Source organism: Pannonibacter sp. CBAS1226 (genome assembly GCF_055685825.1).
The window spans coordinates 657,534-683,438 of sequence record NZ_JBVOUO010000002.1 but is presented as its reverse complement, the minus strand read 5'-3'; the positions used below and the strand labels follow the sequence as shown (position 1 = coordinate 683,438).

At 64.0% G+C, this 25,905-nt stretch carries 22 protein-coding genes; 10 read left to right on the top strand and 12 right to left on the bottom strand.

Translation table 11 applies throughout. From position 1 onward, the window contains the following. Window positions 1-9: 9 nt before the first annotated feature. From AC0CMF_RS10125 to cysS, 3 genes are all read right to left on the bottom strand, one after another. A complete protein-coding gene (locus AC0CMF_RS10125; RefSeq protein WP_082676082.1) occupies window positions 10-489 on the bottom strand; it encodes a GFA family protein in 480 nt (159 codons plus the stop codon). A gap of 448 nt (window positions 490-937) precedes the next feature. Beyond that, window positions 938-1,306 carry an endonuclease domain-containing protein gene (locus AC0CMF_RS10120; RefSeq protein ID WP_058900285.1) on the bottom strand — a complete coding sequence of 123 codons (369 nt, stop codon included), beginning with the start codon at window positions 1,304-1,306 and terminating at the stop codon, window positions 938-940. 367 nt (window positions 1,307-1,673) lie between these two features. Next, complete coding sequence (cysS, locus tag AC0CMF_RS10115; protein WP_374628742.1) at window positions 1,674-3,089, bottom strand: cysteine--tRNA ligase; 1,416 nt, start codon at window positions 3,087-3,089, stop codon at window positions 1,674-1,676. Between the two features lie 360 nt (window positions 3,090-3,449). On the opposite strand from cysS, the gene AC0CMF_RS10110 reads away from it, so the two are divergent. After that, window positions 3,450-3,638 (top strand): hypothetical protein, encoded by a 189-nt coding sequence (locus AC0CMF_RS10110; RefSeq protein ID WP_058900287.1) that lies wholly within the window; start codon window positions 3,450-3,452, stop codon window positions 3,636-3,638. Window positions 3,639-3,731: 93 nt separating this feature from the next. After that, entirely contained in the window at window positions 3,732-4,082 is a 351-nt protein-coding gene (locus tag AC0CMF_RS10105; RefSeq protein ID WP_186393832.1) for an ArsR/SmtB family transcription factor, read from the top strand. 21 nt (window positions 4,083-4,103) lie between these two features. On the opposite strand, the gene AC0CMF_RS10100 is transcribed toward AC0CMF_RS10105, so the two are convergent. Beyond that, window positions 4,104-4,634, bottom strand: coding sequence for a CreA family protein (locus AC0CMF_RS10100; protein ID WP_374628740.1), 531 nt, complete (start codon window positions 4,632-4,634; stop codon window positions 4,104-4,106). A 332-nt stretch (window positions 4,635-4,966) separates the two neighbouring features. Between AC0CMF_RS10100 and kdpF the strand changes: the two genes are divergently transcribed. From kdpF to AC0CMF_RS10070, 6 genes are read left to right on the top strand one after another with little or no spacing between them, the layout of a single operon-like run. Continuing rightward, a complete protein-coding gene (kdpF, locus tag AC0CMF_RS10095) occupies window positions 4,967-5,053 on the top strand; it encodes a K(+)-transporting ATPase subunit F (RefSeq protein WP_081625930.1) in 87 nt (28 codons plus the stop codon). A 19-nt stretch (window positions 5,054-5,072) separates the two neighbouring features. Beyond that, complete coding sequence (gene kdpA, locus AC0CMF_RS10090) at window positions 5,073-6,782, top strand: potassium-transporting ATPase subunit KdpA (RefSeq protein WP_374628739.1); 1,710 nt, start codon at window positions 5,073-5,075, stop codon at window positions 6,780-6,782. A 13-nt stretch (window positions 6,783-6,795) separates the two neighbouring features. Beyond that, window positions 6,796-8,859: a potassium-transporting ATPase subunit KdpB gene (gene kdpB, locus AC0CMF_RS10085; protein ID WP_374628738.1), complete on the top strand. Its 2,064-nt coding sequence runs from the start codon at window positions 6,796-6,798 to the stop codon at window positions 8,857-8,859. Between the two features lie 4 nt (window positions 8,860-8,863). Continuing rightward, a complete protein-coding gene (gene kdpC, locus AC0CMF_RS10080) occupies window positions 8,864-9,433 on the top strand; it encodes a potassium-transporting ATPase subunit KdpC (RefSeq protein ID WP_374628737.1) in 570 nt (189 codons plus the stop codon). Window positions 9,434-9,438: 5 nt separating this feature from the next. Further along, entirely contained in the window at window positions 9,439-12,120 is a 2,682-nt protein-coding gene (locus AC0CMF_RS10075) for an ATP-binding protein (RefSeq protein WP_374628735.1), read from the top strand. Beyond that, window positions 12,117-12,818: a response regulator gene (locus AC0CMF_RS10070; RefSeq protein ID WP_374628734.1), complete on the top strand. Its 702-nt coding sequence runs from the start codon at window positions 12,117-12,119 to the stop codon at window positions 12,816-12,818. Before AC0CMF_RS10075 ends, AC0CMF_RS10070 begins: the two co-directional genes overlap by 4 nt. A 10-nt stretch (window positions 12,819-12,828) precedes the next feature. On the opposite strand, the gene AC0CMF_RS10065 is transcribed toward AC0CMF_RS10070, so the two are convergent. The 3 genes from AC0CMF_RS10065 to AC0CMF_RS10055 form a co-directional block, all read right to left on the bottom strand. Further along, window positions 12,829-13,446: a LysE family translocator gene (locus AC0CMF_RS10065; protein WP_208982550.1), complete on the bottom strand. Its 618-nt coding sequence runs from the start codon at window positions 13,444-13,446 to the stop codon at window positions 12,829-12,831. A gap of 107 nt (window positions 13,447-13,553) precedes the next feature. Further along, the gene (locus AC0CMF_RS10060) at window positions 13,554-13,955 is read right to left on the bottom strand and encodes a VOC family protein (protein WP_186393839.1); all 402 of its coding nucleotides are present in this window, start codon (window positions 13,953-13,955) and stop codon (window positions 13,554-13,556) included. 98 nt (window positions 13,956-14,053) lie between these two features. Next, window positions 14,054-15,019, bottom strand: coding sequence for an MBL fold metallo-hydrolase (locus AC0CMF_RS10055; protein ID WP_374628732.1), 966 nt, complete (start codon window positions 15,017-15,019; stop codon window positions 14,054-14,056). Between the two features lie 570 nt (window positions 15,020-15,589). Here AC0CMF_RS10055 and AC0CMF_RS10050 point away from each other — a divergent pair. Then, a complete protein-coding gene (locus AC0CMF_RS10050; protein WP_374628731.1) occupies window positions 15,590-17,002 on the top strand; it encodes a DUF2865 domain-containing protein in 1,413 nt (470 codons plus the stop codon). On the opposite strand, the gene gltX is transcribed toward AC0CMF_RS10050, so the two are convergent. The 5 genes from gltX to AC0CMF_RS10025 all read right to left on the bottom strand — a co-directional run bounded on the left by gltX (window position 16,965) and on the right by AC0CMF_RS10025 (window position 23,759). Continuing rightward, a complete protein-coding gene (gltX, locus tag AC0CMF_RS10045; RefSeq protein ID WP_374628730.1) occupies window positions 16,965-18,335 on the bottom strand; it encodes a glutamate--tRNA ligase in 1,371 nt (456 codons plus the stop codon). The genes AC0CMF_RS10050 and gltX overlap by 38 nt on opposite strands. Before the next feature lie 15 nt (window positions 18,336-18,350). After that, the gene (locus AC0CMF_RS10040) at window positions 18,351-19,592 is read right to left on the bottom strand and encodes an MFS transporter (RefSeq protein WP_374628729.1); all 1,242 of its coding nucleotides are present in this window, start codon (window positions 19,590-19,592) and stop codon (window positions 18,351-18,353) included. 319 nt (window positions 19,593-19,911) lie between these two features. After that, window positions 19,912-21,600, bottom strand: coding sequence for an NAD+ synthase (locus AC0CMF_RS10035; protein ID WP_058900299.1), 1,689 nt, complete (start codon window positions 21,598-21,600; stop codon window positions 19,912-19,914). A gap of 64 nt (window positions 21,601-21,664) precedes the next feature. After that, window positions 21,665-22,186 (bottom strand): response regulator, encoded by a 522-nt coding sequence (locus tag AC0CMF_RS10030; RefSeq protein WP_082205775.1) that lies wholly within the window; start codon window positions 22,184-22,186, stop codon window positions 21,665-21,667. A gap of 193 nt (window positions 22,187-22,379) precedes the next feature. Further along, window positions 22,380-23,759, bottom strand: a complete 1,380-nt coding sequence (locus tag AC0CMF_RS10025; RefSeq protein WP_050471208.1) for a class II 3-deoxy-7-phosphoheptulonate synthase — start codon at window positions 23,757-23,759, stop codon at window positions 22,380-22,382. Between the two features lie 517 nt (window positions 23,760-24,276). On the opposite strand from AC0CMF_RS10025, the gene AC0CMF_RS10020 reads away from it, so the two are divergent. Beyond that, window positions 24,277-25,863 carry a diguanylate cyclase domain-containing protein gene (locus AC0CMF_RS10020; RefSeq protein ID WP_472481568.1) on the top strand — a complete coding sequence of 529 codons (1,587 nt, stop codon included), beginning with the start codon at window positions 24,277-24,279 and terminating at the stop codon, window positions 25,861-25,863. Window positions 25,864-25,905: the final 42 nt, after the last annotated feature.

Sequence of the window (25,905 nt, the reverse complement as noted above, 5' to 3'; positions counted from 1 at the left end):
ATTCCTTCCTCAGGCCGCCTCGGGCGGCCAGACGTCTGTATCATGATCGGGGTGCTGGAAGCTGACGATGGCAGCCAGAAACGCCGCCGCCGCAAAGTCCTCCTCCGTCTTGCGTTCCGGCAGATCCGGCACCGCATCGGCATAAGGCAGCTTGCCTTCCACCCCATAGGCAACGATGGGCACGATCCCGGACGGGTCATCAAAGCCGGCAATGGCGATGGCCATGCCGTCCGGCGCCTCATAGGTCAGCGGCGTACCGCAGGCGGAACAAAAGCCGCGCGACACCACATTGGAACTGCGGAAGACGGCCCGCTCCCCGCGCGTCCACTCCACGTTGTCCGCCTCGCGCACCGACACCAGCGGCGCATAGAAGCTGCCGAAAGCCTTCTGGCACATGCGGCAATGGCACACCGAGGCATGCCCCAGCTGCCCCCGCACCCGGAACCGCACCGCCCCGCACTGACACCCGCCAGACCGTTCACTGGTCATGATTGGTTCTCCCTGTTGCAACTCGCCATACCTCGCGCCTAGCCATGACACACAACACTGGCCAGTTTGCATTCTACTGCCGAGCCCCCCACCCCTTACCCCTCCCCACCGGGGGGAGGGGGGCTGTGAGACCTTGCTTCACGTCACTTTCAGACCGGAGGAAACTCAACACAAAGGAAGTTTTTCCCTTACCCGCAGTGAGGAGGCCTATTTGAAGCCCTGCCTATCCGCCCCCCTCCCCCTCGTGGGCAGGGGAATCGCATATGGAATTTTTGGATTCGGATCTGTCGTCGCAACGCATTTCCGGATTCCAAAATTTCCCTTCGCAAGGACTGAGCGTTCGATACTTGCGCAGGCGGAAGAGATTTCCGCCATATGCGATAGCCCTGCCCTCGTGGGGAGGGGGTAGGGGTGGGGGGGCAGACTCTAGAGGGACGCCCAGCTCAAGTCACCCGGCACTCCCCTGCAATCCCAACCGCCTCAGCACATCCTCGACCACACCCTCAAGATTATGTTCAACATCCGCAGCCGCATAACGCCAGACTTGAAACCCTTCCTTCTGAAGCCACCTGTCCCGGGTTTCATCCCTTGAAACTTGAACCCCGGTCCCATGCACCTCACCGTCGACCTCGATAACCACACGGCGCGAGAGGATTGCGAAATCCGCGACATATGGACCAACCGGAGCCTGGCGCCGCACGTGAATTCCATATGCCTTCAACTCTCTCAACTGCACCCAAAGCGCTTTTTCCTGAAAGGTCTGCTCCCTCCTCAAGCTGACCGCCCGGCATCGTGTGTCCTTCGAGATTGCAGTCAAGTTACACACCCCTTTTGCCTGCAGTCAGTCGCACTTTGAAGCCCAGCTTCCTTGCAACCGCAGAGCCCCCCCACCCCTTACCCCTCCCCACCAGGGGGAGGGGGGCTGAGAGGCTTTGCCAAAACCCACTTCCAGAGGAGAGGAAGCTCATCATAAAGGAAATTTTTTCCCTTACCCGCAGTGACGAAACCTGCCTGAAACACCGCCCGTCCGCTCCCCTCCCCCTCGTGGCTATTGCATCCACACATTAGGTTCGGACATTGCCCGCAGTTCTAAATCTGATCTGTGGCGGCGCTTCTCCGCCCCCCTCCCCCTCGTGGGGAGGGGTTAGGGGTGGGGGGCAGACTCTCGAGGGACGAAACGCCCCTCAGCGCTTCACCTCCCACGTGGTCACACGCTCGCCCGTATCCTTGTCCTTGCCGTCCTTGAGCTGAATGCCCATGGCGGAGAGTTCGTCGCGGATGCGGTCGGCTTCGGCCCAGTTTTTGGCTTCAAGGCTGGCAAGGCGGTCTGCAACGAGGGTTTCGATGCGGCCCGTATCCACGCCCTCCAGCACAGCAGCAACAGGCGCAAGCCCGAGCAGACGCGCACTGGCCCAGTAGACCGGAAGCAAGGCACTGTCCTTGGCGGCGTCTTGCGCAAGGCCATGCAGGGCCTGCACGGCAGCAACCGTATTGAGGTCATCCGTCAAGGCAGCCAGAATCTCCTCTGCCGGAGCACCATCAGCATCCTCAACCTCCGGCCACTTCGCCAGCAGCCGCTCCGCCTCCTCCAGTCGCTTGACCGAAAAATCAATCGGCTCGCGGTAATGCGTCATCAGCATGGCGAGCCGCAGCACTTCGCCCGGCCATTTGCGGCCGCCGAATTTTTCCGTGTGCAGCAGGTCGTGGATGGTGACGAAGTTGCCCTCGGACTTGGACATCTTGCGCCCCTCCACCTGCACGAAGCCGTTGTGCAGCCAGAAGTTTGCCATCACGCTGGTGCCATGGGCGCAGCAGGACTGGGCGATTTCGTTTTCGTGATGCGGGAAGATGAGATCCAGCCCGCCGCCGTGAATGTCGAACACCTCGCCCAGGTGATGGGCGCTCATGACCGAGCATTCGATGTGCCAGCCGGGGCGGCCACGGCCCCAGGGGCTGTCCCAGCCCGGCTCTTCGGGGGAAGACAGCTTCCACAGCACGAAGTCGCCCGGGTTCTTCTTGTGGGCATCCACGGCAATGCGTGCGCCTGCCCTCTGGTCCTCCAGATTGCGCTTGGACAGCTGGCCATAGGCCTCCATGGAGCCCGTGTCGAACAGCACCTCGCCGCCATCTTGCGTCTGCGCCACATAGGCATGGCCGCGGGCAATCAGCGTTTCGATCATCGACACCATGCCCGCGATATGCTGCGTGGCGCGCGGCTCATGGCTGGGCTCAAGGCAGCCCAGCGCCTTCACGTCCGCATGGAACTGATCCGCCGTGGTGGAGGTCACCCGTGCGATGGCATCGTTCAGCGGCAGGCCGGGAAAGTCACGCAAGGCGCGGGCGTTGATCTTGTCATCCACGTCCGTGATGTTGCGCACATAGGTGACGTGATCGGCCCCGTAGAGATGACGCAGCAGGCGGTACAGCACGTCGAAGACGATGACGGGCCGGGCATTGCCGATATGGGCAAAGTCATAGACCGTCGGCCCGCACACATACATGCGCACGTTCTGCGGATCGATCGGATGAAAGACATCCTTCGTCCGGGTGAGCGTATTGGTCAGGCGCAGAACCGGGGCGTCCGGGCTGGCATTCGTCATGACACGTCGTCTCCTGGCCTGCTGGCCGGGGGCGTCCGTCTCTTTGGAATTGGCGCAAGGAGGGAACGGCCACAGCCAGCAGAGGTGCTAGCTGCAAATAATGGTGATCGGAATGAGGGTCCGGCTGGCCGTATTCATGGCTCTGTTGTGACCGGTTTCCCGTTTCCGGTCAAGCATTCATCTGCCGCGCCGCGCAAGCCCAGGGGCCCGGTTCCCTCAGGATCCAAACACCTGTTCACGAAGCTGAACGCCAGCTGAATTTGCCCCTCAGACCCGGTTCAGCGCGCCCCTGCCACAGTAGCGCCATGAGTTGAACACAGCCCGCCGCAACGGCCGGGCAAGATGAAAATGGGGCCTGTCATGTTTGCACGTCTTGTCTCGGTCTGCTTCGTTCTCGCCATCATCGCTTCCCCTTTCGCCGGCCTTGCAGCCCTTGCCTCCAGCAAACCGATGCCCTTCGGCGTCTCTGCCCAGAAGAGCATGTGCATGACCGCAGGCGTCAGCTGCGGCGCCGGCCACATCCTTCTGCCGGCCATGATCCGGGGCTGATCGCACCGGCAGGTTGCAGCGCCTTGCAGAAAGCCTGAAGACAGTGTGACGGCGCGGCTTGAAACAATCGGGTCTTGGTGCCATCTTGCGCCCATGGAAACCAAGGCTCTGGAAGAAAAGGCCGAAGCGGCCGTTCAATTTCTCAAGACCATCGCCTCGACACCGAGGCTGATGCTGCTGTGCATGATGGCCGACCGGGAGTGCAAGGTCGGCGATCTGGCCGAACAGACCGGCATGCGTATGCCCACCGTCTCCCAGCAGCTCAGCCTGCTGCGCGCGCAAGGGCTCGTGCGCACCCGCCGGGAAGGCACGACGATCTATTACCGGCTGGCGAGCGACGCAGCCCGCGATGTCATGGATGTGCTCTACACCCATTTCTGCTCGCCCGATGCCAAGCCTCAGGAAGCCCCGCAGACCGAGGACGAGGAAGAGCCCGCGCTGTAAGCCAGCGCGGACGTCTGACTGTCATTTATCCAGAAAATCAGCACAGCGCGGCGCTTCGCCGCTGCCCCATGGCATGATGGGAACGGTAGAGGTGGAGTTCTTCGGGCTGCCTTCCACCAGCTTGTCGGAATAGACGAGATAGACCAGCACATTGCGCTTGGTGTCGCAGCCGCGCACGATCCGCATTTTCTTGAACAGGAACGACCGGCGCTGGCGGAACATCTCCTCGCCCTGCTCGAAGCGCGCCTTGAAGCTGACCGGCCCGACCTGACGGCAGGCGAGCGAAATGTCCGACACCTCCTCGGCGATACCGAGCCAGCCGTCAATGCCGCCCTTTTCCGGAACGGTGAAATGACAGGCGACGCCCTCCACCACCGGATCGTCGATGGCATAGGTTGCAAGCTTGTGGTCAGGCGTGAGGAACTTCCACACGGTGGACTTCTTGAAGATGAGATCCGGCTGCTCCGCCGCGAGGGCCGAACCCGCCGCAAGCAGAAAAGCCAGAAGACCACCTGCGAGCCTTCCGGCCACGCCTCCGTGTCTGATGCTCATGCCCGTTGCCCTTTCCTGTCACGCAGATCAATGTTCCTTTTATGTGGCCGCTCCCACAGCAATTTTCCATAGCGGGCACAAGCTGCAGCCACAGCCGCACGGGGTGCGCCGCCTGCAAGACCAGTTTCAGCAGGAAGCTGGCCTTTATGTTTTCCTTATGCGCCCTGACTGACTTCCCAATCGAACCCTGATGCCGTTTGCGGCGATTGTGTGCCGGTCACAACAGGAGACCGGCACATGTCCGACATCATCTTTCTCGCGCTTGGATGCGGCTGCCTTGGGGGGCTTGCCCTCTATGCCCGCGCCCTCGACCGGCTGTGAGGACAAAAGCCATGTTCGAGCTTTTGTCCGGCTTGGCCGTGGTTTGCGGCCTCGGCATCTACCTCGTGGTCACGCTGCTGCGGCCCGAGCGGTTCTGATCTTCCACGGAGCGCATCCATGACCCTTTCCGGCTGGCTGCAGATCGGCCTGTTCTTTCTGGCCGTTCTCGCCATCATCAAGCCTCTCGGGCTTTACATGGCGCATGTCTTTTCAGGCAGGCGCACATGGCTCTCCCCTGTTCTCGGTCCTGTCGAGAACTGCATCTACAAGGCTTCCGGCATTGATCCGCAGCGGGAACAGGGCTGGCTTGGCTACACGCTTGCCATGCTGACCTTTTCGCTGACGGGCTTCCTTGCCCTTTATGCCATCCTGCGGCTGCAGCACCTTCTGCCGTTCAACCCGCAGGGCTTTGCCGGCATGTCAGCGGATCTTGCCTTCAACACGGCCGTATCCTTCGTCACCAACACCAACTGGCAGAACTACGGCGGAGAGACGACCCTCAGCCACTTCAGCCAGATGGCCGGGCTGACAGTGCAGAACTTCCTGTCTGCTGCCACCGGCATGGCGCTGGCCGTCGCCTTCACCCGTGCCTTTGCCCACTCCAAGTCCAGCACGCTTGGCAATTTCTGGGCCGACATGACACGGGCGGTGCTTTACATCCTGCTGCCGCTGGCCATCCTCGTGGCCCTCCTCTTCGTTGCCATGGGCCTGCCGCAGACGCTGAGCGCCTCTGCAACGGTCAAAACGCTGGAAGGCGCACAGCAGGTGATTGCCCTCGGGCCGGTCGCCAGCCAGGAAGCCATCAAGCAGCTTGGCACCAATGGCGGCGGCTTCTTCAACGTCAATGCCGCCCATCCGTTCGAAAACCCGACGGCTTTCTCCAACTATCTCAACATGTTCGCCATGCTCAGCGTGTCGTCCGCCCTCGTCTATGCCTTTGGCGTGATGGCAGACTGCCGCCGTCAGGCCTGGGCCTTGCTCAGCGCCATGGCGCTGCTGCTGATCGCCGGCGTTGCCGTGACCTACTGGGCGGAAACGCAAGGTAACCCGATCCTGACCGCCCTTGGCGCGGATGCGGCGGGCGGCAACATGGAAGGCAAGGAAGTGCGCTTCGGTCAGGCCATGACCGCGCTCTATGCCGCCGTTACCACAGGCCTTTCCAATGGCGGCGTCAACGGCATGCACGGCTCGCTGACGGGGCTCGGCGGGCTCGTGCCGATGTTCCTGATCCAGCTTGGCGAGGTTCTGCCGGGCGGCGTGGGCTCGGGGCTCTATGGCATGCTCGTCTTCGCCCTGCTCTCGGTCTTCGTGGCGGGCCTCATGGTGGGCCGCACACCGGAGTTTCTAGGCAAGAAGATCGACGGACGCGAGATGAAGTTCGCCATGCTGGCCGTGCTCATCCTGCCGCTGGTGATCCTCGGGTTCACGGCCGTGTCCGCCATGCTGCCCGCGGCCCTTGCCAGCCTTGGCACCGGTGGCCCGCACGGCCTGTCGGAGATGCTCTATGCCTATACCTCGGCTGCGGGCAACAATGGCTCGGCCTTCGGCGGGCTCAGCGGCGACACGCTCTGGTACAATACGACACTGGGGCTCTCCATGCTGCTCGGCCGCTTTGCCTATGCAGTGCCCGTGATGGCCATTGCCGGATCTCTGGCGGCGAAGGTCAAGGTCCCTGCCTCATCCGGCACCTTCCCCACCGATGGGCCGCTGTTCACCGGCCTTCTCATCGCCATCATCCTCATTCTCGGCGGTCTGCAGTTCTTCCCGGCTCTCGCCCTCGGTCCCATTGCCGAACACCTGGCGATGCTTGCCGGCCAGACCTTCTGAAAGGGTTATTCCCATGTCCACTGACACAAGGGATGCCAAGGGGCAGAAGCTGCCTCACGGCCCGAACATCCTCTCCCCCACAATCCTGCTTCCGGCCCTGCGTGACGCAGTTGTGAAGCTCGATCCGCGCCAGCTGGTGCGCAATCCGGTCATCTTCGTCACCGAAGTGGTGGCAGCACTGGTGACCGTGCTGTTCGCCCGTGATCTGGTGCTGGGGGCGGAAGACACCGTCTTCTCCGGCCAGATCGCCGCATGGCTCTGGTTCACGGTGCTGTTTGCCACCTTCGCCGAGGCCGTGGCCGAAGGACGCGGACGGGCGCAGGCGGACAGCCTGAAGCGCACCAAATCCGAACTGACCACCCGCCGCCTCCTGCCGGATGGCCGTTCGGAGACCATTCCTGCCGCCAGCCTGTCCGTTGGCGACGAGGTGCTGGTGGCAGCCGGGGATCTGATCCCGGGCGATGGCGAGGTGATTGAGGGCGTTGCCACGGTCAACGAAAGCGCCATCACCGGTGAATCGGCCCCCGTCATCCGGGAATCGGGCGGCGACCGCTCCGCCGTAACGGGCGGCACCGAGGTGCTGTCCGACGAGATCCGCGTGCGCATGACGGTCGCCCCCGGCTCCAGTTTCGTGGACCGGATGATCGCCCTCATCGAAGGCGCTCAGCGCCAGAAGACGCCGAACGAGATCGCCCTGTCGATCCTGCTGTCGGGCTTGACGCTGATCTTCCTCTTCGTCTGCACTGCCATATGGGGCCTTGCCGCCTATTCCGGCGCGGTCATTTCCGTCACCGTGCTGGCGGCCCTGCTGGTCACACTGATCCCCACCACGATAGGCGGGCTGCTGTCTGCCATCGGCATTGCAGGCATGGACCGGCTGGTGCGCTTCAACGTCATTGCCACCTCGGGCCGTGCAGTTGAGGCCGCAGGCGACGTGGATACGCTGCTGCTCGACAAGACCGGCACGATCACCTTCGGCAACCGCATGGCCAGCGACTTTGCTGCCGCACCCGGCGTCAGCACGCGAGAACTTGCGGAAGCGGCGCTTCTGGCCAGCCTTTCCGACGAGACGCCCGAAGGCCGCTCCATCGTTGCGCTTGCCACCGGTGACTTCGGCATCGCCCAGCCGCAGGTGACGCCTGATGCCGTCATCGCTTTCTCCGCCGAGACGCGCCTGTCCGGTGTCGATATGGGGGAACGCCGCCTGCGCAAAGGTGCGGTGGATGCAGTGCTGGCCTTTGCGGGCCTCACGGCAGCAACAGCTCCGGCAGAGTTTTCCCGCGCCGTGGACCGGATCGCCCGCAGCGGCGGCACCCCGCTAGCAGTGGCTGACGGCAAGCGGCTGCTCGGCGTTATCCACCTCAAGGACGTGGTCAAGCCCGGCATCAAGGAGCGGTTCGCCGCCCTGCGCGCCATGGGCATCCGCACGATCATGGTCACCGGCGACAACCCGGTCACAGCCGCTGCAATCGCCTCGGAAGCCGGTGTCGATGACTTTCTGGCCAGCGCCACACCGGAAGACAAGCTCGCCTATATCCGCCGCGAGCAGCAGGGCGGGCGCCTGATCGCCATGTGCGGCGATGGCACCAACGATGCCCCGGCCCTTGCGCAGGCAGACGTGGGTGTTGCCATGCAGACCGGCACACAGGCAGCCCGCGAAGCTGCCAACATGGTGGATCTGGACTCCAGCCCCACCAAGCTCATCGAGATCGTGGAGATCGGCAAACAATTGCTCATGACACGCGGCTCGCTGACCACCTTCTCCATCGCCAACGATGTGGCCAAGTACTTCGCCATCATCCCGGCGCTGTTCATCGCCGCCTATCCGGCGCTTGGCAGCCTCAACATCATGGGCCTTGCCTCACCTCGCTCAGCCATCCTGTCTGCGGTGATTTTCAATGCGCTGATCATTGTGGCGCTGATCCCGCTGGCGCTGAAGGGCGTTGCCTACCGTCCGGCAGGCGCGGCCTCCCTGCTGCGGCGGAACCTTGCCATCTATGGCCTTGGCGGTCTGGTCCTGCCCTTTGCAGGCATCAAACTGATCGACATGGCCGTCAGCGCTCTCAATCTGGTGTAATCCCATGCTGAACCATCTCAGACCCGCACTCGCGCTCACCCTCGCCATGACCATCCTGACCGGGCTGGCCTATCCGCTCGCCATCACCGGAGCCGCACAGGTTCTGATGCCGGGAGCAGCCAACGGCAGCCTGATCGAGCGGGACGGGAAGCCCGCAGGGTCGCTCTACATCGGTCAGGCCTTCAGCGATCCGCGCCATTTCTGGCCCCGGCCTTCGGCGACGGCCGAAGTTCCCTACAATGCTTCTGCCTCCTCCGGCTCCAACCTCGGCAGCACCTCCGCCGAACTGAAATTGCGGGTGGAGGCGGAGGCTGCACGTCTGACCGCCAGCGGCATGGCAGCGCCCCTGCCCGCCGATGCGCTGATGGCCTCCGGCTCCGGCCTTGACCCGCATATCTCGCCCGCCTTCGCGCTGGCGCAGGTGCCACGCGTTGCACAGGCTCGGGGGATTGCGGAAGCCAAGATCCTTTCCCTGCTGCGCGAACACACGGATGAGCCGCTGCTTGGCCTGTTCGGAGAACCTCGTGTAAACGTGCTGGCGCTTAATCTGGCGCTCGACAGCCTCAAGGAGTGAGCCGCATGGCCGAGGAAGACCGCAGGCCAGACCCGGATGCCCTGCTTGCCCTTGCAGACAAGGACAGGCGCGGCAAACTGACGGTCTTCCTCGGGGCAGCCCCGGGCGTCGGCAAGACCTTCGCCATGCTGAGCCGCGCCCAGCGCCTCAAGGCCGATGGAATCGAGGTTGCTGTTGGCGTTGTCGAAACCCATGGACGCAGCGAAACCGCCGCTCTTCTGGACGGGCTTGATGTGCTGCCGCGCAAGCGGGTGGCTCATCGCGGGCGGATGCTCGAAGCCTTTGATCTGGACGGCGCCCTCGCACGCCGCCCACGCATTCTCATCGTCGATGAACTGGCCCATTCCAACCCGGAAGGCAGCCGCCACCCGAAGCGCTATCAGGACATCGAGGAACTGACGGGCGCAGGCATTGATGTCTGGACCGCCCTCAACATCCAGCATCTGGAAAGCCTGGCCGACCTGGTGACGCAGATCACCGGCGTCACCGTCCGCGAGCGGGTGCCGGATGTGGTGCTGAAACGCGCCGATGAGGTGATCCTCGTGGATCTTACCCCGGCAGAACTGATCGAGCGCCTGCATGAAGGCAAGGTCTACCTGCCGGACAACGCCCGCCGGGCCACGGAACGTTTCTTCCGTGTCGGCAACCTGACCGCATTGCGCGAACTGGCCTTGCGGCGCACGGCTGGCCGTGTCGATGACCAGATGGTCGACTTTCTCAAGCAAAATGCCATTGAGGGCCCCTGGGCCACGAGCGAGAGGCTGATCGTTTGCGTGGGAGCGGATGAGCTTTCGGAGAAGGTGGTCCGGGTTGCCAGCCGTCTTGCCTCGGGCCTCAACGCGCCGTGGATTGCCGTCTCGGTGGAACGGGCCGACCGGGAAACGGAAACGAGCCCGGGTCTTGCCCGCATCGAACACATCCTGCATCTGGCAGAGCAACTGGGCGCCGAGACCCGGCGCATCATCGGCACCGATTTCGTGGAGGAAATCCTGCGCCTTGCCCGGCGCGAGCATGCCACCCAGATCGTCATCGGTGTACCCAGGAACCGTGGCTGGCGGCGCTTCTTCTCCCCCTCCCTGCCCGAAGCGCTCTCCCGCAAGGCATCCGGCATCGGCCTGCATCTGGTGATGCAGGAAGGCAAGGAAGCGCCGCGCGCCCTTGCCTGGCGCCCCCGGTTTTCCTGGAAGGACCTGCCGCATGCAGCGGCAACGGCTATGCTCTTTGCCACAGGTGTCACGGCCTTCGGGCAGGTGATCGACCTTTTCGTGCACCTGCCCAACATCTCGCTGCTTTTCCTGCTGGCGGTGCTGGGAGCCGCCGTCACCTCAGGCTATGCGGCGGCTCTGCTGGCAGTGTTCTTTTCGGCGCTCTGCTACAATTTCTTCTTCATCAACCCGCGCCACACCTTCACCATCGCCGCCCCGCACGAGGTGTTCTCGTTCTTCGTGTTCTTTTGTGTGGCCGTGATCGCGGGCGGCTTTGCCTCGCGCATCCGTGAACAGGCGGAAACAGCCCGCAAACGCGCCACTGCCCTGCAATCTCTCTATGACTTTTCGCGCAAGATCTCCGGTACGGAGAAGGCGGAGGACGTGTTCTGGGCCTCCGTGTCCCAGTTGCAAGCCAGCCTGAAGCGCAACATCGTTATGCTTGTGCCGGAGAACGGTGACCTGCGCATTGCTGGTGCATGGCCACCGGATACGGACCTGGACGTGACCGCCCTGACCGCCGCCCGCTGGGCTCTGGACAAGGAGGAGCGCGCCGGGCACGGCACAGGCACGCTGCCCAACTGCCGCTTCGAATTCCGCCCCCTGCTCAGCCCGCACGGGCCTGTTGGAGTGTGTGGCGTGGAGCAGACGGACGAGCGTATCGGCATCAATGAAGAACGGGCGCTGTCAGCCATTCTCGACCAGACAGCGATCGCCATCGACCGGGCCCGCCTGTCGGAAGCCAGCGCCGCCCAGACCGCACGGCAGGAAAGCGAGCGTTACCGCGATGCGCTGCTGTCCTCCATCTCGCATGACCTGCGCACCCCGCTGGCGACCATCACCGGGTCGGTTACAAGCCTGCGCCAGCTTGGCAAGCGCATGAGCCCGGAAAGTCAGGACGATCTGCTGCAGTCCATCGAGGAGGAAAGCAGCCGGATGAGCCGCTTCGTCGCCAACCTGCTGGACATGACCAGGATCGAGGCCGGCAGCCTTGAGCCCCGGCAGGAATGGCTGGATGTGACCGACGTGATCCAGTCCTCCGTCGAGCGGGCAAGGCGTTACTTCCCCGGCAGGGTGATCGAAACCGGCATTGCGCCGGGTCTGCCGCTGATCCGCGGCGACAGCGTGCTGCTGGGGCAGGTGCTGTTCAACCTCCTGGACAATGCCATCAAATATGGCGGGCAGGAGCCGGTGAACGTTTATGCAAGGCAAGACGGGGAGGACGTGCTCATTTCCGTCACAGATCTGGGCAAGGGTATTCCGCCAGAGGATCTGGAGCGGATTTTCGAGAAATTCTACCGGCGCGGCAAGGCAGATGGGCGGGCGCCCGGAACCGGGCTTGGTCTTGCCATAGCACGCGGTTTCGTGGAAGCCATGGGCGGGCACATCCATGCCGAAAGCCCGGCCATCCGGCGCAAGGGCACCCGGCTGGTCATGCGCTTTCCAGCAGGTCCCGCACAGGAAGGAAAATTGCCAGAATGACAGGACAGTCCTCCGGTGCGCGCATCCTTGTCGTTGACGACGAGCCGCAGATCCAGCGGTTCCTCAAGCCTGCGCTGACGGCAGCAGGCTATGACGTGGTGGAGGCGGCAACCGGTGGCGAGGCGCTGAAGGCGGTGGCGACCGCCGCACCTGATCTCGTCATCCTCGATCTCGGCCTGCCGGACATGGACGGCAAGGACGTGATCGCCAGCCTGCGCGGCTGGAGCTCCCTGCCGATCCTGATCCTCTCCGCCCGCGACCGGGAGAGCGAGAAGATCGCCGCACTGGATCTGGGGGCCGACGACTATATCGAAAAGCCCTTCGGCATCGGCGAGCTGACCGCCCGCATCCGCACCGCCCTGCGCCACCGGGGGCAGGCCGAAGCCGTGCCGCAGGTGCTGGAGACGGACGGGCTTGTGATCGATACCATTCGCCGGATCGTCTCGCGCGATGGCAGCGAGATCCGGCTGACGCCAAAGGAATACGATTTGCTCGCCCTGCTTTCCCGCCATGCCGGGCGCGTCGTCACCCACCGCATCCTGCTGACCTCAGTCTGGGGTCCGGCACACGGGGATGACCTGCAGTATCTGCGCATCTTCATCGGCCAGTTGCGCCAGAAGATCGAACGCGACCCCGCCTCCCCCGCCATCCTGCGCACGGAACCCGGCGTCGGCTACCGGCTGATGACGGGGGAATAAGGAGCACGCATCAGTTGCGCCAGAGCAGAAGACGGAAACCCGCCACGCCGAAGACCAGGGCCAGCGTTCCCTCGATCCAGCGCCGGGCACGCTGATAGATCCGGATCATTGGCCCCGTTGAGAACACCAGCGCATAGCCGGCGAAGACCGTAATCCCGAGAAGCACACAGCCGCCGATGATGGCATGAAGCGTATGGGCCGGAGAATCGGGCCGCAGCCCCAGCGTCATGATCGCCATCCACCCGAGAACGGCCTTGGGATTGGTGAGATGCAGCAGCATGCCGCGCCGGTAGAGCGCGCCCTTGCTGGCGGGCAGTCCGTTGCCCCGGCTCTCAGGCGCCTGAGCCGAAAGCGCCGACCGGGCGGCCTTGAAGGCAAGATACAAGAGGTAAAGCCCCCCTGCGATCTTCAACACGACCAGTGCCTCGGCATAGGCGGTGAGAATAGCCGAGATGCCCGTGGCGGCCAGCAAGGCCCAGCACATGCTGCCCGTGACGACGCCGAGCGCCAGCGCCACCGCCGGAGCGCGGCCCCGGCTCATCGCAACGCCCATGATGGCCATATTGCTCGGGCCGGGGCTGGCCGTTGCGATGACATAGGCCACATAGACGGGCAGCAACTGTTGCAGAAGATCGAGGTTCATCGATGTGCGCTTTCTGAAATGGCCTCAGGAGTGGGCCGCTCGCTGTAGCGGCGGCCAACAGTCCGGCCGGAAAATGCAAAGCAGGGAATCAATCAGACAAGATCTCCACGGAAGACCAGATGGATCTTGTTTCCATCGGGGTCCCGCAGATAGGCGCCGAAATAGCCGGGTGCATAGTGCGGACGCGGGCCCGGCGGCCCCTCGTCGCGGCCCCCGGCAGCCAGCCCTGCGGCATGGGCGGCACGAACGGCTTCCGCGTCAGGCGCAAGAAAAGCCGTCATTGCGCCGTTGCCGGCAGATGCAGGTTCACGGTTGAATGGCTGATAGGCGTAGAAGCGTGGCAGGGTTTGACCGGGGTTGACCCAGCATAGCGATGCTGGGCCGCCATCCGGAGCCACAGGCCGCTGCCGCAGGCCAAGAGGCTGCAGGACAGCGTCATAGAACCGGCCAGCCCTTTCCAGATCACTGACGCCGACCGTGATGTGACTGAACATGGACGCTCCTGCCTTTGTCTGACATGACACTATTGCCAATCAGCCGGGCAAGACAAGGCCCCATTCATGAGGCCATGCAAAGGCTTGCGGGCTTCCCCTTACGCCGCATCCTCGCTGGCCGCCGCACGGCGGAGGCGGCTGATGGCGATCTGTTCGCGTTCCGCCGTCCAGATCTGCGGCACGTCGATGCCCTTGGCTTCGTCATAGGCGCGGGCGATGTTGAGCGGCATGATCCGGTCGTAGCCCGGCAGCTTGCCGTAGCGCGGGTCCATCGCATCGCGCACCGCATCGTTGGTGGCCTTGAGGTCCAGTCCCTGATCCACACAGGCCGCCGCCGAGGCGCGCAGGGTTTCGATGAACTCCTTGGTGCGGGTGATGGCGTCATTCACCATCTGCGCCCCGCGCAAGGGGGCGCCGGAGCCAGCAACCAGCGCGTTGCCCTTGAAGGCACGCAGGCGCTCCAGCGTCTTCACCCAGTCACCAAGGTGGCCATCGGCGGCATAGGGCACCCCGCCGGGATTGAGCAGGTCGCCGGCAAAGATGGTGCCCGAATCCGGCACCCAGACCACGATGTCCCCCATCGTATGCCCGCGCCCCAGATGCATGAGCCGGATCTCGCGCGAGCCGAGCCGCAGCGACAGGGAGGAGGCAAAGGTCAGCCCCGGCCAGACAAGGGCATTGCTGACGGCAGGCGCACCATCAGATACACGGCGGCGCTCGCATTCGAGGTTGGCCTCGCCGCGCTCTTCAATCAGGCGGCGGGTGAGGTCCGAGGCGAGGATTTCGCCCGGCTCCAGTGCGTGCGCTCCGGCGGTGCGCCCGGCGTGGTAATGGGTGAGCACGAGATAGCGCACCGGTTTGCCGCTGATCCGCTCCAGCGCCTCGGTGATGCCCTGCGCTGCCTCGACGCTGGGCGGGGCATCAACCACGAGAATGGCCTCATCACCGCGCACGGCGCCGATTGTTGGAAAGCCGTCCCGCATCAGGGCATAGCAGCCGCTGGCCACTTCCGACACGGAAACGGCGGGAATCTTGCCTTCCGGCGCCTTGCTGTCTTCGCTCATGGCGTCCACTTTCGTTCTGGCGGGGCCCTGAGGCCCGCGTTGCTGCCGGGCGCTTGTGGCCCGCCGCGCCGGAGAAATGCGGGAACAGGGCGCAATGCGCCTGCCTCCTCCCATCACTCACATCTCTTCACTTCAACGTGAGAGTTCAGCGCGGACCGGTTCGATTCGCAAACAATTGCAGGCAAATCATGGCAGGTCCTGTTTTTTATCAACAAGAACAGGCGGCCTCCGGGACGGGATTCAGATCTTTGTCAGAAAAGAGGAGGCAAAAAGGCAATATTCGGCCGTGACATCTGTGGCACTACAGCCCGGCCTACGGCGGACCGGCCCATGCCGGAACAGGTGTGAAGAGCCTTGCCTGCCGGACTTCTTTTGGCTTGCTGCAGTGCGGCGGAGCGGTGTCTGGTTCACGCCGGGCATGGGGCAGCCAGACGTGTTAACTCCGGCTGGCCCGTTGCTTGCAAAGGGTCAGTTCAGCCCCGATAGTTGCGTTGGGGAAAGTTGGGAAGCAGGCTTGGCCTGCACAAGTGACCGGGCCGCCGGACGGCCGGGTTGGGGATGGCTGTCACCATGAAGCGCGTAAAGTTCAGGCTTCTGGCCCTTTCTGGCCTCATGGCACTTGCCATGGGGGCTTCTGCCGCACATGCACGCAGTTCCACCTGTGAAACCCTTGCCCGGCAGCTTTCCCGTCTTGAAACAGCTGGCGCCTCCTCCTCTGCTTCAAAATGGGACGAAGCTGCGGAGGCACAGGCCCGCTCGATCATGGCGGCGCGGCGCGATGCGGCCTATTACCAATGCGGACTGGCGGGCGCCAATGCACGGTGCCCCTCTCTCCTCGACAAGATCCAGCGCATGGAAGCCAACCTCGCCAAGATCGAGCGCCAGCGCGTCAAGGCGGGCAAGGCAAATGCAGGCCGCGGCGGCACAGCGGCGAACCGGGCGGAGATCCTGCGCATCCGCAAGGATATGGTGCGCAACATGTGCCCGGGCGAAGGCAACACGCGGGCCCTGCGGGAAGCTGCGGCACAGCCGAAACTGGCGCCGCAGCAGCCGAGAGGACTTCTCACCCGCGCTTGGGGCCAGCCAGACGCGCCGGCTGCGCCCATGGCACCGCTTCAGCCCGGGCGCAAAACCGTCATGCTGCCGGTGCAGCCGGATCGGCGTGCCGCCGTCGACACGGTTCCCCAGGAACTGGAGCGCACCCGCGACGGTCTTGCCTATCCGGTCTACAACTTCCCGCGCAATGCCACCTACCGCACCTTGTGTGTGCGCACCTGCGATGGCTATTTCTTTCCCATCAGTTTCAGCGCCCGGCCGGGCCAGTTCGGCCAGGATGCAGCGGCCTGCAATGCGATGTGCCCGGCCGCGGAAACGGGCCTGTTCGTCTACCGCAATCCGGGCGGCGATCCGGAGGACATGATTTCGCTGGCGGGCGAGCGCTACAGCGAGCTACCCAACGCCTTCCGCCACCGCAAGGAATATGTGAACGGCTGCAGCTGTCAGGCCGCCCCCTCCGCCCAGCAGGAGGCCGCTCCGCTGACACCGGTCTCCGGAGCCGCAGGCGGCATTCTGACCTTGGCCGGAGGACGTGTTGTGGCCGGACAAGGCGCTGCCAACCCGCAGACGGATGCCATCCGCATGTCCATGCCCCCTGTAAGCGCCGATGACATGCCGCTGGATGCAGATCCGGACACGGCGCAGAACCTGCGCGAAGGGTTTGATGCCTCCAGCCTCGTCACCGCGTCCCTCCCCGCGACTGACGTCCAGCCCGAAACAGAGGGCATGCGCCCGTCCCTGCCCGTGCTGGGACGGAAGACGGAGGAGCAAGGCCCGGAAGAAAGCGCCGCAGGGGCAGAGCAAGCGCTGGACGGCACGCAGCCTGATCAGCAGGCCGCCTCACCGGAAGCGCCTGCGGAGGATGTGAGAGGCGAGCCGCGCGGGCCTGTCAGGAAAGTCGGGCCGCAGTTCTTTCCCGACCGATAAGCGGCAGCAGCGCCTTCATGTCGGGGCCGTGATCATGGCCGGTCAGCGCCAGGCGCAGCGGCATGAACAGGGTCTTGCCCTTGCGCCCGGTCTTTTCCTTCAGAAGGCCGGTCCAGATGCCCCAGCTTGAGCCATCCAGCGAGCCTTCGGGCAAGAGAGCGAGGGCCTCGGCCAGATAGGCCCGGTCCTCTTCTGCCACCTGCGCTGCATCGGCTGGCAGATCGCCGGAAATGATGGCCCACCAGCTGGCGGCATCGCCGAAGCGGGCGCAATTTTCCCGCACCGCCAGCCAGAAGGCTTCGCCGCCGCCAATGCCGAGCGCAGCAAGGCGCGGGCCGGCCTCCTCGAAGGTCATGGCATGGACAAGCCGGGCGTTGAGACTGTCCAGTTCCTGCGGGTCGAACTTGGCGGATGAGCGGGAGATGCCGGAGAGATCCAGCATGCCCGCCAGCGTGTCCATGTCCCGCACCGGCTCAACCGCATGGCTGGTGCCGGTGAGGACGGCCAGCGAGGCAACGGCCATGGGTTCGATGCCAGCTTCCCGGAGGGAGCTGATGGACAGCGCGCCCTTGCGCTTGGACAGGCCTTCGCCGTCCAGCGTGGTCAGCAGGTTGTGGTGGGCAAACCGCGGCAGCGGCGCCCCCAGCGCCTCGAAGATGGCAATCTGCACCGCCGTGTTGGCGACGTGATCCTCTCCGCGGATGACATGGGTGATGCCCATGTCCGCGTCATCCACCACAGACGTAAACGTGTAGAGATAGCTGCCGTCCGCACGGGCGAGTACCGGATCGGACAGGGAAGCAAGGTCGATCGACTGGCTGCCACGGCACAGGTCGTCCCACGTGACATCCGCGCGGCGCGGGGCCAGCGGGTCGCCGTCATGGTTGGGCAGCAGAAAGCGCCAGTGCGGCTGGCGGCCTTCGGCCTCCAGCTTTGCCTTGTCCTCCGCCGTCAGCTTCAGGGCCGCGCGGTCATAGACCGGCGGGCGGCCCATCGCACGGGCGCGGGAGCGGCGGCGCTCCAGCTCGTCCACCATTTCGTAACAGGGATAGAGCAGGCCAGCCGCCTTCAGCTTTGCCGCCGCCGCATCATAGAGCGCGATCCGGTCCGACTGGCGCACCATCAAGTCGGGCTTGACGCCGAACCAGGCGAGATCCGCCTCGATGGCATCGGCATATTCCCGGCGCGAGCGCTCCAGATCCGTGTCGTCGAAACGCAGAACGAACTGGCCGCCGTTCTTCAAGGCATAAAGCCAGTTGAGAAGCGCGGTACGGCTGTTGCCGAGGTGAATGAGGCCCGTCGGAGAGGGCGCGAAGCGGAGCTTTACGGTCATGCGTTTCCCCTACCCTCAGTCCGCCGTGCTGGCAAGATCATCCCTCTTCAGCAACACGCGGGAGGCACTGGCGAGCGCCGCCGTCATCACCAGGCAATAGAGCGAGAAGCCGAGGATCTGGCCGTCATAAGGCACGCCGAAGTCGATCAGCCAGCCCGCCAGCCCCGGTCCGAGCGCCGAGGCAAAGACCATGAAGGCGAAGACGACCGAGCGCACGGCGCCCAGATGGCGGGTGCCGTAAAGCTCCGGCCAGAGCGCACCGGTGAAGGTGGCGACAAAGCCGTTGGAGAGACCGATCAGCCCCATGAAGATGAAAGGCGCATAAGGGGCGTGCACCAGCGCCAGAACCGCCGTGCCGCAGGCAAGCGGCACCAGCATGAAGGGCAGGATGCGCCGCGCCGTGAAGCGGTCGATCAACTGGCCCAGCACCAGCGACGACAGCACCGCCGAAGCAGACATGACGATGAAAGCTGCTGCGAAAAGCTCCCTTGTCCAGCCGCGCAGGTCCACCAGATAGGACTGATGAAACAGCACCGCCGTGACGATGAAGGGCGGAGCCAATACACCGGCGGAGACAAGGTAGAACATCGGATCACGCAGCACCTCGGCCCGCGTCCAGTGCCGCCGCACCACCACCTTGACGTCCATGGCCGTGTTCACCGGCACCCGCTCCTTGCGCAGGAGCAGCAGCACGATGGGCAGCACCAGCGCCAGCATGACAGCCACCGCCACCCACCAGCCCTGCCGCCAGCCGAAACTGGTCATGATGGCGACGAAGGTAACCGGCATGATGGCTTCCGATACGGGGAAGCCGAGGCCGATCACCGCCACGGCGCGGCCGCGCTGCGCATCAAACCAGCGCCCGGCCGCCGTCATGGCAGTGTTGCTCATCATGCCCTGACCGAAAAGGCGCAGGCCATAGAGCGCAATACCGGCCATCCAGATGGAGGTGGCCGACGCCATCAGGGCGCAGAACAGCCCGAGCATGACCATGACGCCGGCTGCCACCTGCGCCACGGAAAAGCGATCCAGCACCCGGCCAAGGGTGGGCAGCGTCAGCGCGCTTCCAAGCGTTGCGGCCATGTAGAGCGAGCCGAAGGCGCCGTTGCTGAGGTCCAGCTCCGCCCGCACATCGCCGGCAGACAAGGAGATGAAGAAGGTCTGTCCGAAGCCGGAAAAGGCGGTCATCAGGAAGGCTGCCCCAAGCCAGCGGGCATTGCCGGAGAGAAAGGCACCATAGGTCTGCGGTTTGCTCATGGCATGCCACCGGCTCCGAACCTGCTGAGACAGCGTTTATGCCCGGTTGCAGTCTTGCTCCATGTCATCTCCCCCCTTGAGGGCGAGATGTCTGCGACAGCAGACAGAGGGGGGTAGCAGCGCCTCAGCACAGCATCACCTCTCTCACAAACGGACAGTCAGTTACCCCCCTCTGCCCCCTCCGGGGGCATCTCCCCCTCAAGGGGGGAGAGGAAATGGTGCCATACTGACAGGAGCAAACAAGTCCGGGTCAAACACTGCCCCTTGCAGTGAAGCCAGCCCTTTCTTCCCTGTGAATCAGAGGCTTGCGCGTGGCGGGTCAGCGGTCGCGGAAGCGGTTGGTGATGGGATAGCGCCGGTCGCGGCCGAAGTTGCGGCGGGTGATCTTGACGCCCGGAGGAGCCTGACGGCGCTTGTATTCGGCGATGTAGAGAAGGTGTTCCACACGTTCGATGGTCGCGCGCTCATAGCCCAGCGCCTCGATCTCACCGATGGACAGTTCATTTTCGACCAACCCTTGCAGAATGGCATCCAGCACCTCGTAAGGCGGCAGGCTGTCCTGATCGGTCTGGTTTTCGCGCAGTTCGGCCGTCGGGGCCTTGGTGATGACATGGGCGGGGATCATCTCGCCTGCCCGTCCCTTCACATCCTGCGGCAGATGGGCATTGCGCCAGGCGGCAAGCCGGTAGACCTCGGTCTTGTAGAGGTCCTTGATCGGGTTGTAGCCGCCGTTCATGTCGCCATAGAGCGTGGCGTAACCGACGGACATTTCCGACTTGTTGCCCGTGGTCAGCACCATGGCACCAAACTTGTTGGAGATGGCCATGAGAATGACGCCGCGGCTGCGCGACTGCAGGTTCTCTTCCGTGATATCGGCCGTGCGGCCCGCAAAGAGCGGCGCCAGAACTTCGGTGAAGCCGGTCATCGGCGGCTCGATGGGCACGATGTCGTAGCGGATGCCGAGCGCCTTTGCGCTGGCTTCGGCATCCCTGAGGCTGTCGGAGGAGGTGAAGCGGAAGGGCATCATCACCCCGTGCACCCGCTCCGGCCCCAGCGCATCCACCGCCATGGCAGCGCAGATGGCCGAATCAATGCCGCCCGACAGGCCGAGGACGACGCCGGGGAAACGGTTCTTGTCGACGTAATCGCGCAGGCCCATGACGCAGGCAAGCCAGTTGGCCTCATCCGCATCCGGCAGCTTCGCAAATTCGCCCGGCTCCGCCCGCCAGACGCCATCGGTGCCCTCGCGCCAGTCGCTGATGGCCAGCGCCGTGGTGAACTGGGGCATCTGGAAGGCGAGCGAGCGGTCGGCATTGAGCGCAAAGGAGGCGCCGTCGAAGACAAGCTCGTCCTGCCCGCCGGTCTGGTTGCAGTAGACAAGCGGCAGGCCGCTTTCGACGACGCGGGCCACCATGATCTGCAGCCGCTCGTCGGCCTTGTTGGCCCAGTAGGGCGAGCCGTTCGGCACCAGCAGCATCTGCGCGCCGGTTTCCGTCAGGCACTCGACCACTTCATCGGTCCAGGTGTCCTCGCAGATCGGCAGACCCAGCCTCAGCCCGCGGAAATCCACCGGCCCCGGCAGCGGGCCCTGATCGAAAACGCGCTTTTCATCGAAGACGCCATAGTTCGGCAGGTCATACTTGAAGCGCAGGGCCTGCACCTTGCCGCCATCGAGCAGCGCCACCGCATTGTAAAGCTTGCCGCCTTCGGCCCAGGGCAGGCCGACGACCATGCCGGGACCGCCGTCCGCGGTCTCTGCGGCAAGCGCCTCCAGCGCCGTGCGGCAGGCGCGCACGAAGGCGGGCTTCAGCACCAGATCCTCCGCCGGATAGCCCGACAGGAACATTTCGGACAGCAGCACCAGATGCGCCCCTGCCCTTGCCGCACCGGCACGGGCCTGGCGGGCCAGATCCGCATTGCCGGCAATACCGCCGACGGTCGGGTTCAGCTGGGCAATGGCAAGACGGAGGTGGCCCGAAAGGGCCTCGGGGCGGGTGCTGGTGCTCATGACACCTGATTTAGCGCGCCCGTGCGGGCCTTGCAATCGGGCGATCATGACTCATGATGGATGGTCAGAGCAGGGCAAGGTTTTCCGGCGGATGCACGGCAGCGGCCAGAACCGCAGCGGCGGGCCCTGCCGGCCCAGCCTCACGCCAGCCCGGCCGGCGCATACCTTTGGAGCGGCCATCACGCTCCTGCCGCAGCAGGGCATCCTCGATCCGCTGATAGAGCACGGCAGGCGCCACCGGCTTGGCAACGAAGCCGTGAACACCCTGGCGCATGGCATCCAGAATGACGCTGCGGCGCGCATGGCCTGAAACGGCGATGACGGGTGTCGTCGCCAGAATATAATCCTTCTCCCCCCGCAGAAGCTTGAGGAACTCCTCACCCGACACGGGGGCCATCATCCAGTCGAGCAGAACGAGATCGGGCGCGCGGTCGATGACGATTTCCAGACCGTCGGCGCCATCGGCGGCTTCGAAAATGCGTCTCGCACCGAAGCCTGCGAGAATCGAACGAAGGATTGCGCGCATATGCGCATTGTCATCGACCACAAGGATCGACACCCCCGACAATTCCACCTGCATCCGCATGGTCTCCTCCACTCTGGAGGGCAGCTCTACATGCCGTTACGTTAAATCAAGGTTAGAGGCGCGCCTGCCGATGGTAATTTCAACGAAGGGGAGCAGCCTTTCCGCATCGCAGTTCCGTCCTCAGCCTGAGGGCAAATGCAAAAGGGGCAGACCTGCGGCCTGCCCCTCCTGATGCGTGTCAAAGCAGCTGCGCTCAGGCGCTGGCTGCGATCTTATCCGTGCGGGCCTCGCGTTCCTTCTTGAGGTTTTCAGCCACAAGGAAGGCAAGCTCGATCGCCTGATCGGCGTTGAGGCGCGGGTCGCAGTGGGTGTGATAGCGGTCACCCAGCTGCTCGGCGGTGAGCGCATGGGCGCCGCCGGTGCATTCGGTGACGTTGCGGCCCGTCATCTCGATATGGATACCGCCGGCATGGGTGCCCTCGGCGCGATGAACCGCGAAGAAGGCTTCCACTTCCTTCAGGATGCGCTCGAACGGACGGGTCTTGTAGCCGGCGGCGGTGATGGTGTTGCCATGCATCGGATCGCAGGACCACACAACCGTGCGCCCTTCCCGCTCCACGGCGCGGATCAGCTGCGGCAGGTGATCGAACACCTTGTCCGCGCCGAAACGGCAGATCAGCGTCAGGCGGCCGGCTTCGTTCTCCGGATTCAGCATGTCGATCAGCTTCAGCAGCCCGTCCGGAGAAAGGGACGGACCGCACTTCAGGCCGATCGGGTTCTTGATGCCGCGGAAGAATTCCACATGGGCATGATCCGGCTGGCGGGTGCGGTCACCGATCCACAGCATGTGGCCGGAAGTGGCGTACCAGTCGCCCGAGGTGGAATCGACGCGGGTGAAAGCCTCCTCGTAGCCGAGCAGCAGCGCCTCATGGCTGGTGAAGAAATCGGTCGAGCGCAGCTGCGGCACGCTGTCCGGAGACACACCGCAGGCACGCATAAAGGCCAGCGATTCCGAAATGCGGTCCGCCAGTTCCTGATAGCGGTGGGACTGGGGGCTGTCCTTGACGAAGCCCAGCATCCAGCGGTGCACCTGATCAAGGTTGGCGAAGCCGCCCTGCGCGAAGGCGCGCAGCAGGTTCAGCGTCGCGGCAGACTGGCGGTAGGCCATGGACAGGCGGTTCGGATCCGGGATGCGGCTTTCCGGGGTGAAGGCGATGTCGTTGATGATGTCGCCGCGGTAGCTCGGCAGCTCCACGTCCCCCTGTTTCTCGATGTCCGAGGAGCGCGGCTTGGCGAACTGGCCAGCGATCCGGCCCACCTTCACCACCGGCTGGGACGCCGCATAGGTGAGGACGACGGCCATCTGCAGGAAGACGCGGAAAAAGTCACGGATGTGGTCCGGATGATGCTCTGCGAAGCTCTCCGCACAGTCACCACCCTGCAGAAGGAATGCCCGCCCTGCCGCAACATCCGCAAGCTGGCGCTTCAGAAGACGCGCCTCACCTGCAAAAACCAGCGGCGGATAGGTCGACAGACGCTTTTCCACGTCCGCCAGGGCCTCTTTGTCGGGATAATCCGGCACCTGCAAGATCGGCTTGGATCTCCAGCTGTCCGGTGTCCACTTCTCCGCCATCACACAGTCTCCAATACGGTCCGGCTGCTTTGCCCTGCCTTGAGCAAACGGGCGGCAGATCCTGCATCTGCCAATGGCCGCTGCGCTCACAAGAACGGGCGCCGGAACTTCCTCACATCACGTGCTGCAAACGTCTCCCCCCGAAGGACAAGAAACGTGCGGCCTTATACACGGGTTGACGGCTCAAGACTACAGTCCAGGACAGTATCCCGCCAGCAATCCGGACGACCGTGGCTCAGGTGCCGCAATGCAAGCCGGGCCGCAGCGCCCCTGCCCGGCCTGCCGGCACGGCAAGACGGCCACCCATGCCGCTCCATCGTAAAAATACGGATGATTAACAAGAAGAAAAACGCAGACACGAATGGGAGATGCAAAGAAACCAAATATCGTTGATGAACTTAAGGGCCTGTTTCCAATTATACCCTATCAGATTTTGACAGGTATGTTGTGGTCTGACGATGCTTATGCAGGCCCTTCCCCATAGCGCGGTCCACCAGATCCAGAAAGGATTGGCAGCGTGTCACCCCTGGCAGGCATTGGCAAGAACCCGGCAGGACGCTGGAGCCTGACGCATCAGGTCTATTTCCTCGCTTCGCTGCTGATGGTACTGGCAACAGCATCCCTGCTTTATGTCGGTCACATCGCCTCACGTGCTGCAGACAAGCAGGCCGTGCGGAACGAAATGCGGTTGATTGAAAGCGCCCTTCATGACCGCCAGCGGCTGATGGCGAGGGACCAGATGACCCTTGCCCGCTGGGACCGGGCGGTGGCCAATATCTCGGTCAAGTTCAACCCGGCCTTTGTCCGCTATGAACTGCTTGACTCCCTCTGGTACGATTTTGGGCATGAGCGGGCTTTCCTCGTTGATCCGCAAGGCGCCTTGCTTGCTGAATCCCGCAGGGAAGTCTCCCGCATCGGCCGCAAGAGCCTGCCCGCCTCTTCGGTGCTGCTGGCGGTTTCACAGACGTCCGTGCGCAAATACGAGGGCCTGCGCAGCACATCAGAGGCCGGACCGGGCCGCAGCGGGCCGCCCGCCATCGATGACATGGCCACCTTCGCCTATGTTCTGCTCGACAAGACGCCGACATTCATCAGCGCCATGCCAATTGTACCGGATGACGGAGCTGTGGCGCAGCCTCCCGGACCGCCGGTCATCCTCATGTCGGCCCGCCTGATCGACGAGGGCTTCACCGCCGACATCAATTCGCAGCTGGCCTTCCGCGACATGAAGTTTGTGCCGGGAGAGACGCCGCCGGCGGGCAGCACAAGCTGGCCCATCACATCACCGGATGGCGAGATCATTGGCCATTTTCAATGGACCAGCGAAACGCCGGGCGAGCATGTCTGGCGCATGATCCTGCCGACCATCCTGCTGCTTTGGGCCATGCTGGCCGGTTCTGCCTTCGCCGTATCGCGCAAGGTGGGAACCCTCACCCGTTCGCTGGAACAGCGGGAACAGGAGTTTGCCTATCTGGCCGACCATGATCAACTCACTGGGCTCGCCAACCGCCGGCAGATCAGTGCCATTCTTGCAAATGCCATTTCGGGCCTGCCAGACAAACCCTTCGCACTGATCGGCTGCGATCTGGACCGGTTCAAGCAGATCAACGACACCTATGGCCATGCAGCGGGTGATGAAGTTCTCGCGACCGTGGCCCGCAGGATTGAAGCGGAAGTTGGCAGCGCAGGCGTTGCCGGACGCATGGGCGGCGACGAGTTCGTGATCGTGGTGATTGAATTTGCGGATATCGACCGGCTGGCCGATCTTGGACGCCGGATCATGGCCGCGCTGGACGAAGAGATTCCGATGCCCAATGGCATCCATGCCGAACTCGGCGTCAGCCTCGGCATTGCCATCGCCCCCATTGACGGCAGCACGGATGAAGCCCTGCTTGCTGCTGCAGATGCTGCGCTTTACGCTGCCAAGTCCGCACGGGACGGCACACTTGTCTTTGCAGCAAGCCTGCCGCGTGGAGAGGGCCCAATGCTGGATAAGGAAGCTGTCACAGGCACGATACCGGCAGCCGTTCCGGCAAGGTCCTCGCTCGCCATCAGTGACGGCGGCACCGTGATCAAGCAGGTCCCGAAAGGCCGCGGACACTGAGCCGACAAGAATAAGGCGACTTTTACCGGCGGCACATCACGC

Coding starts and splice junctions, on each gene's coding strand:
- AC0CMF_RS10125 (WP_082676082.1), bottom strand. CDS start 489: ATGACCAGTGAACGGTCTGGCGGGTGTCAGTGCGGGGCGGTGCGGTTC.
- cysS (WP_374628742.1), bottom strand. CDS start 3,089: ATGACGAATGCCAGCCCGGACGCCCCGGTTCTGCGCCTGACCAATACG.
- AC0CMF_RS10110 (WP_058900287.1), top strand. CDS start 3,450: ATGTTTGCACGTCTTGTCTCGGTCTGCTTCGTTCTCGCCATCATCGCT.
- AC0CMF_RS10105 (WP_186393832.1), top strand. CDS start 3,732: ATGGAAACCAAGGCTCTGGAAGAAAAGGCCGAAGCGGCCGTTCAATTT.
- AC0CMF_RS10100 (WP_374628740.1), bottom strand. CDS start 4,634: ATGAGCATCAGACACGGAGGCGTGGCCGGAAGGCTCGCAGGTGGTCTT.
- kdpF (WP_081625930.1), top strand. CDS start 4,967: ATGTTCGAGCTTTTGTCCGGCTTGGCCGTGGTTTGCGGCCTCGGCATC.
- kdpA (WP_374628739.1), top strand. CDS start 5,073: ATGACCCTTTCCGGCTGGCTGCAGATCGGCCTGTTCTTTCTGGCCGTT.
- kdpB (WP_374628738.1), top strand. CDS start 6,796: ATGTCCACTGACACAAGGGATGCCAAGGGGCAGAAGCTGCCTCACGGC.
- kdpC (WP_374628737.1), top strand. CDS start 8,864: ATGCTGAACCATCTCAGACCCGCACTCGCGCTCACCCTCGCCATGACC.
- AC0CMF_RS10075 (WP_374628735.1), top strand. CDS start 9,439: ATGGCCGAGGAAGACCGCAGGCCAGACCCGGATGCCCTGCTTGCCCTT.
- AC0CMF_RS10070 (WP_374628734.1), top strand. CDS start 12,117: ATGACAGGACAGTCCTCCGGTGCGCGCATCCTTGTCGTTGACGACGAG.
- AC0CMF_RS10060 (WP_186393839.1), bottom strand. CDS start 13,955: ATGTTCAGTCACATCACGGTCGGCGTCAGTGATCTGGAAAGGGCTGGC.
- AC0CMF_RS10055 (WP_374628732.1), bottom strand. CDS start 15,019: ATGAGCGAAGACAGCAAGGCGCCGGAAGGCAAGATTCCCGCCGTTTCC.
- AC0CMF_RS10050 (WP_374628731.1), top strand. CDS start 15,590: ATGAAGCGCGTAAAGTTCAGGCTTCTGGCCCTTTCTGGCCTCATGGCA.
- gltX (WP_374628730.1), bottom strand. CDS start 18,335: ATGACCGTAAAGCTCCGCTTCGCGCCCTCTCCGACGGGCCTCATTCAC.
- AC0CMF_RS10040 (WP_374628729.1), bottom strand. CDS start 19,592: ATGAGCAAACCGCAGACCTATGGTGCCTTTCTCTCCGGCAATGCCCGC.
- AC0CMF_RS10035 (WP_058900299.1), bottom strand. CDS start 21,600: ATGAGCACCAGCACCCGCCCCGAGGCCCTTTCGGGCCACCTCCGTCTT.
- AC0CMF_RS10030 (WP_082205775.1), bottom strand. CDS start 22,186: ATGCGGATGCAGGTGGAATTGTCGGGGGTGTCGATCCTTGTGGTCGAT.
- AC0CMF_RS10025 (WP_050471208.1), bottom strand. CDS start 23,759: ATGGCGGAGAAGTGGACACCGGACAGCTGGAGATCCAAGCCGATCTTG.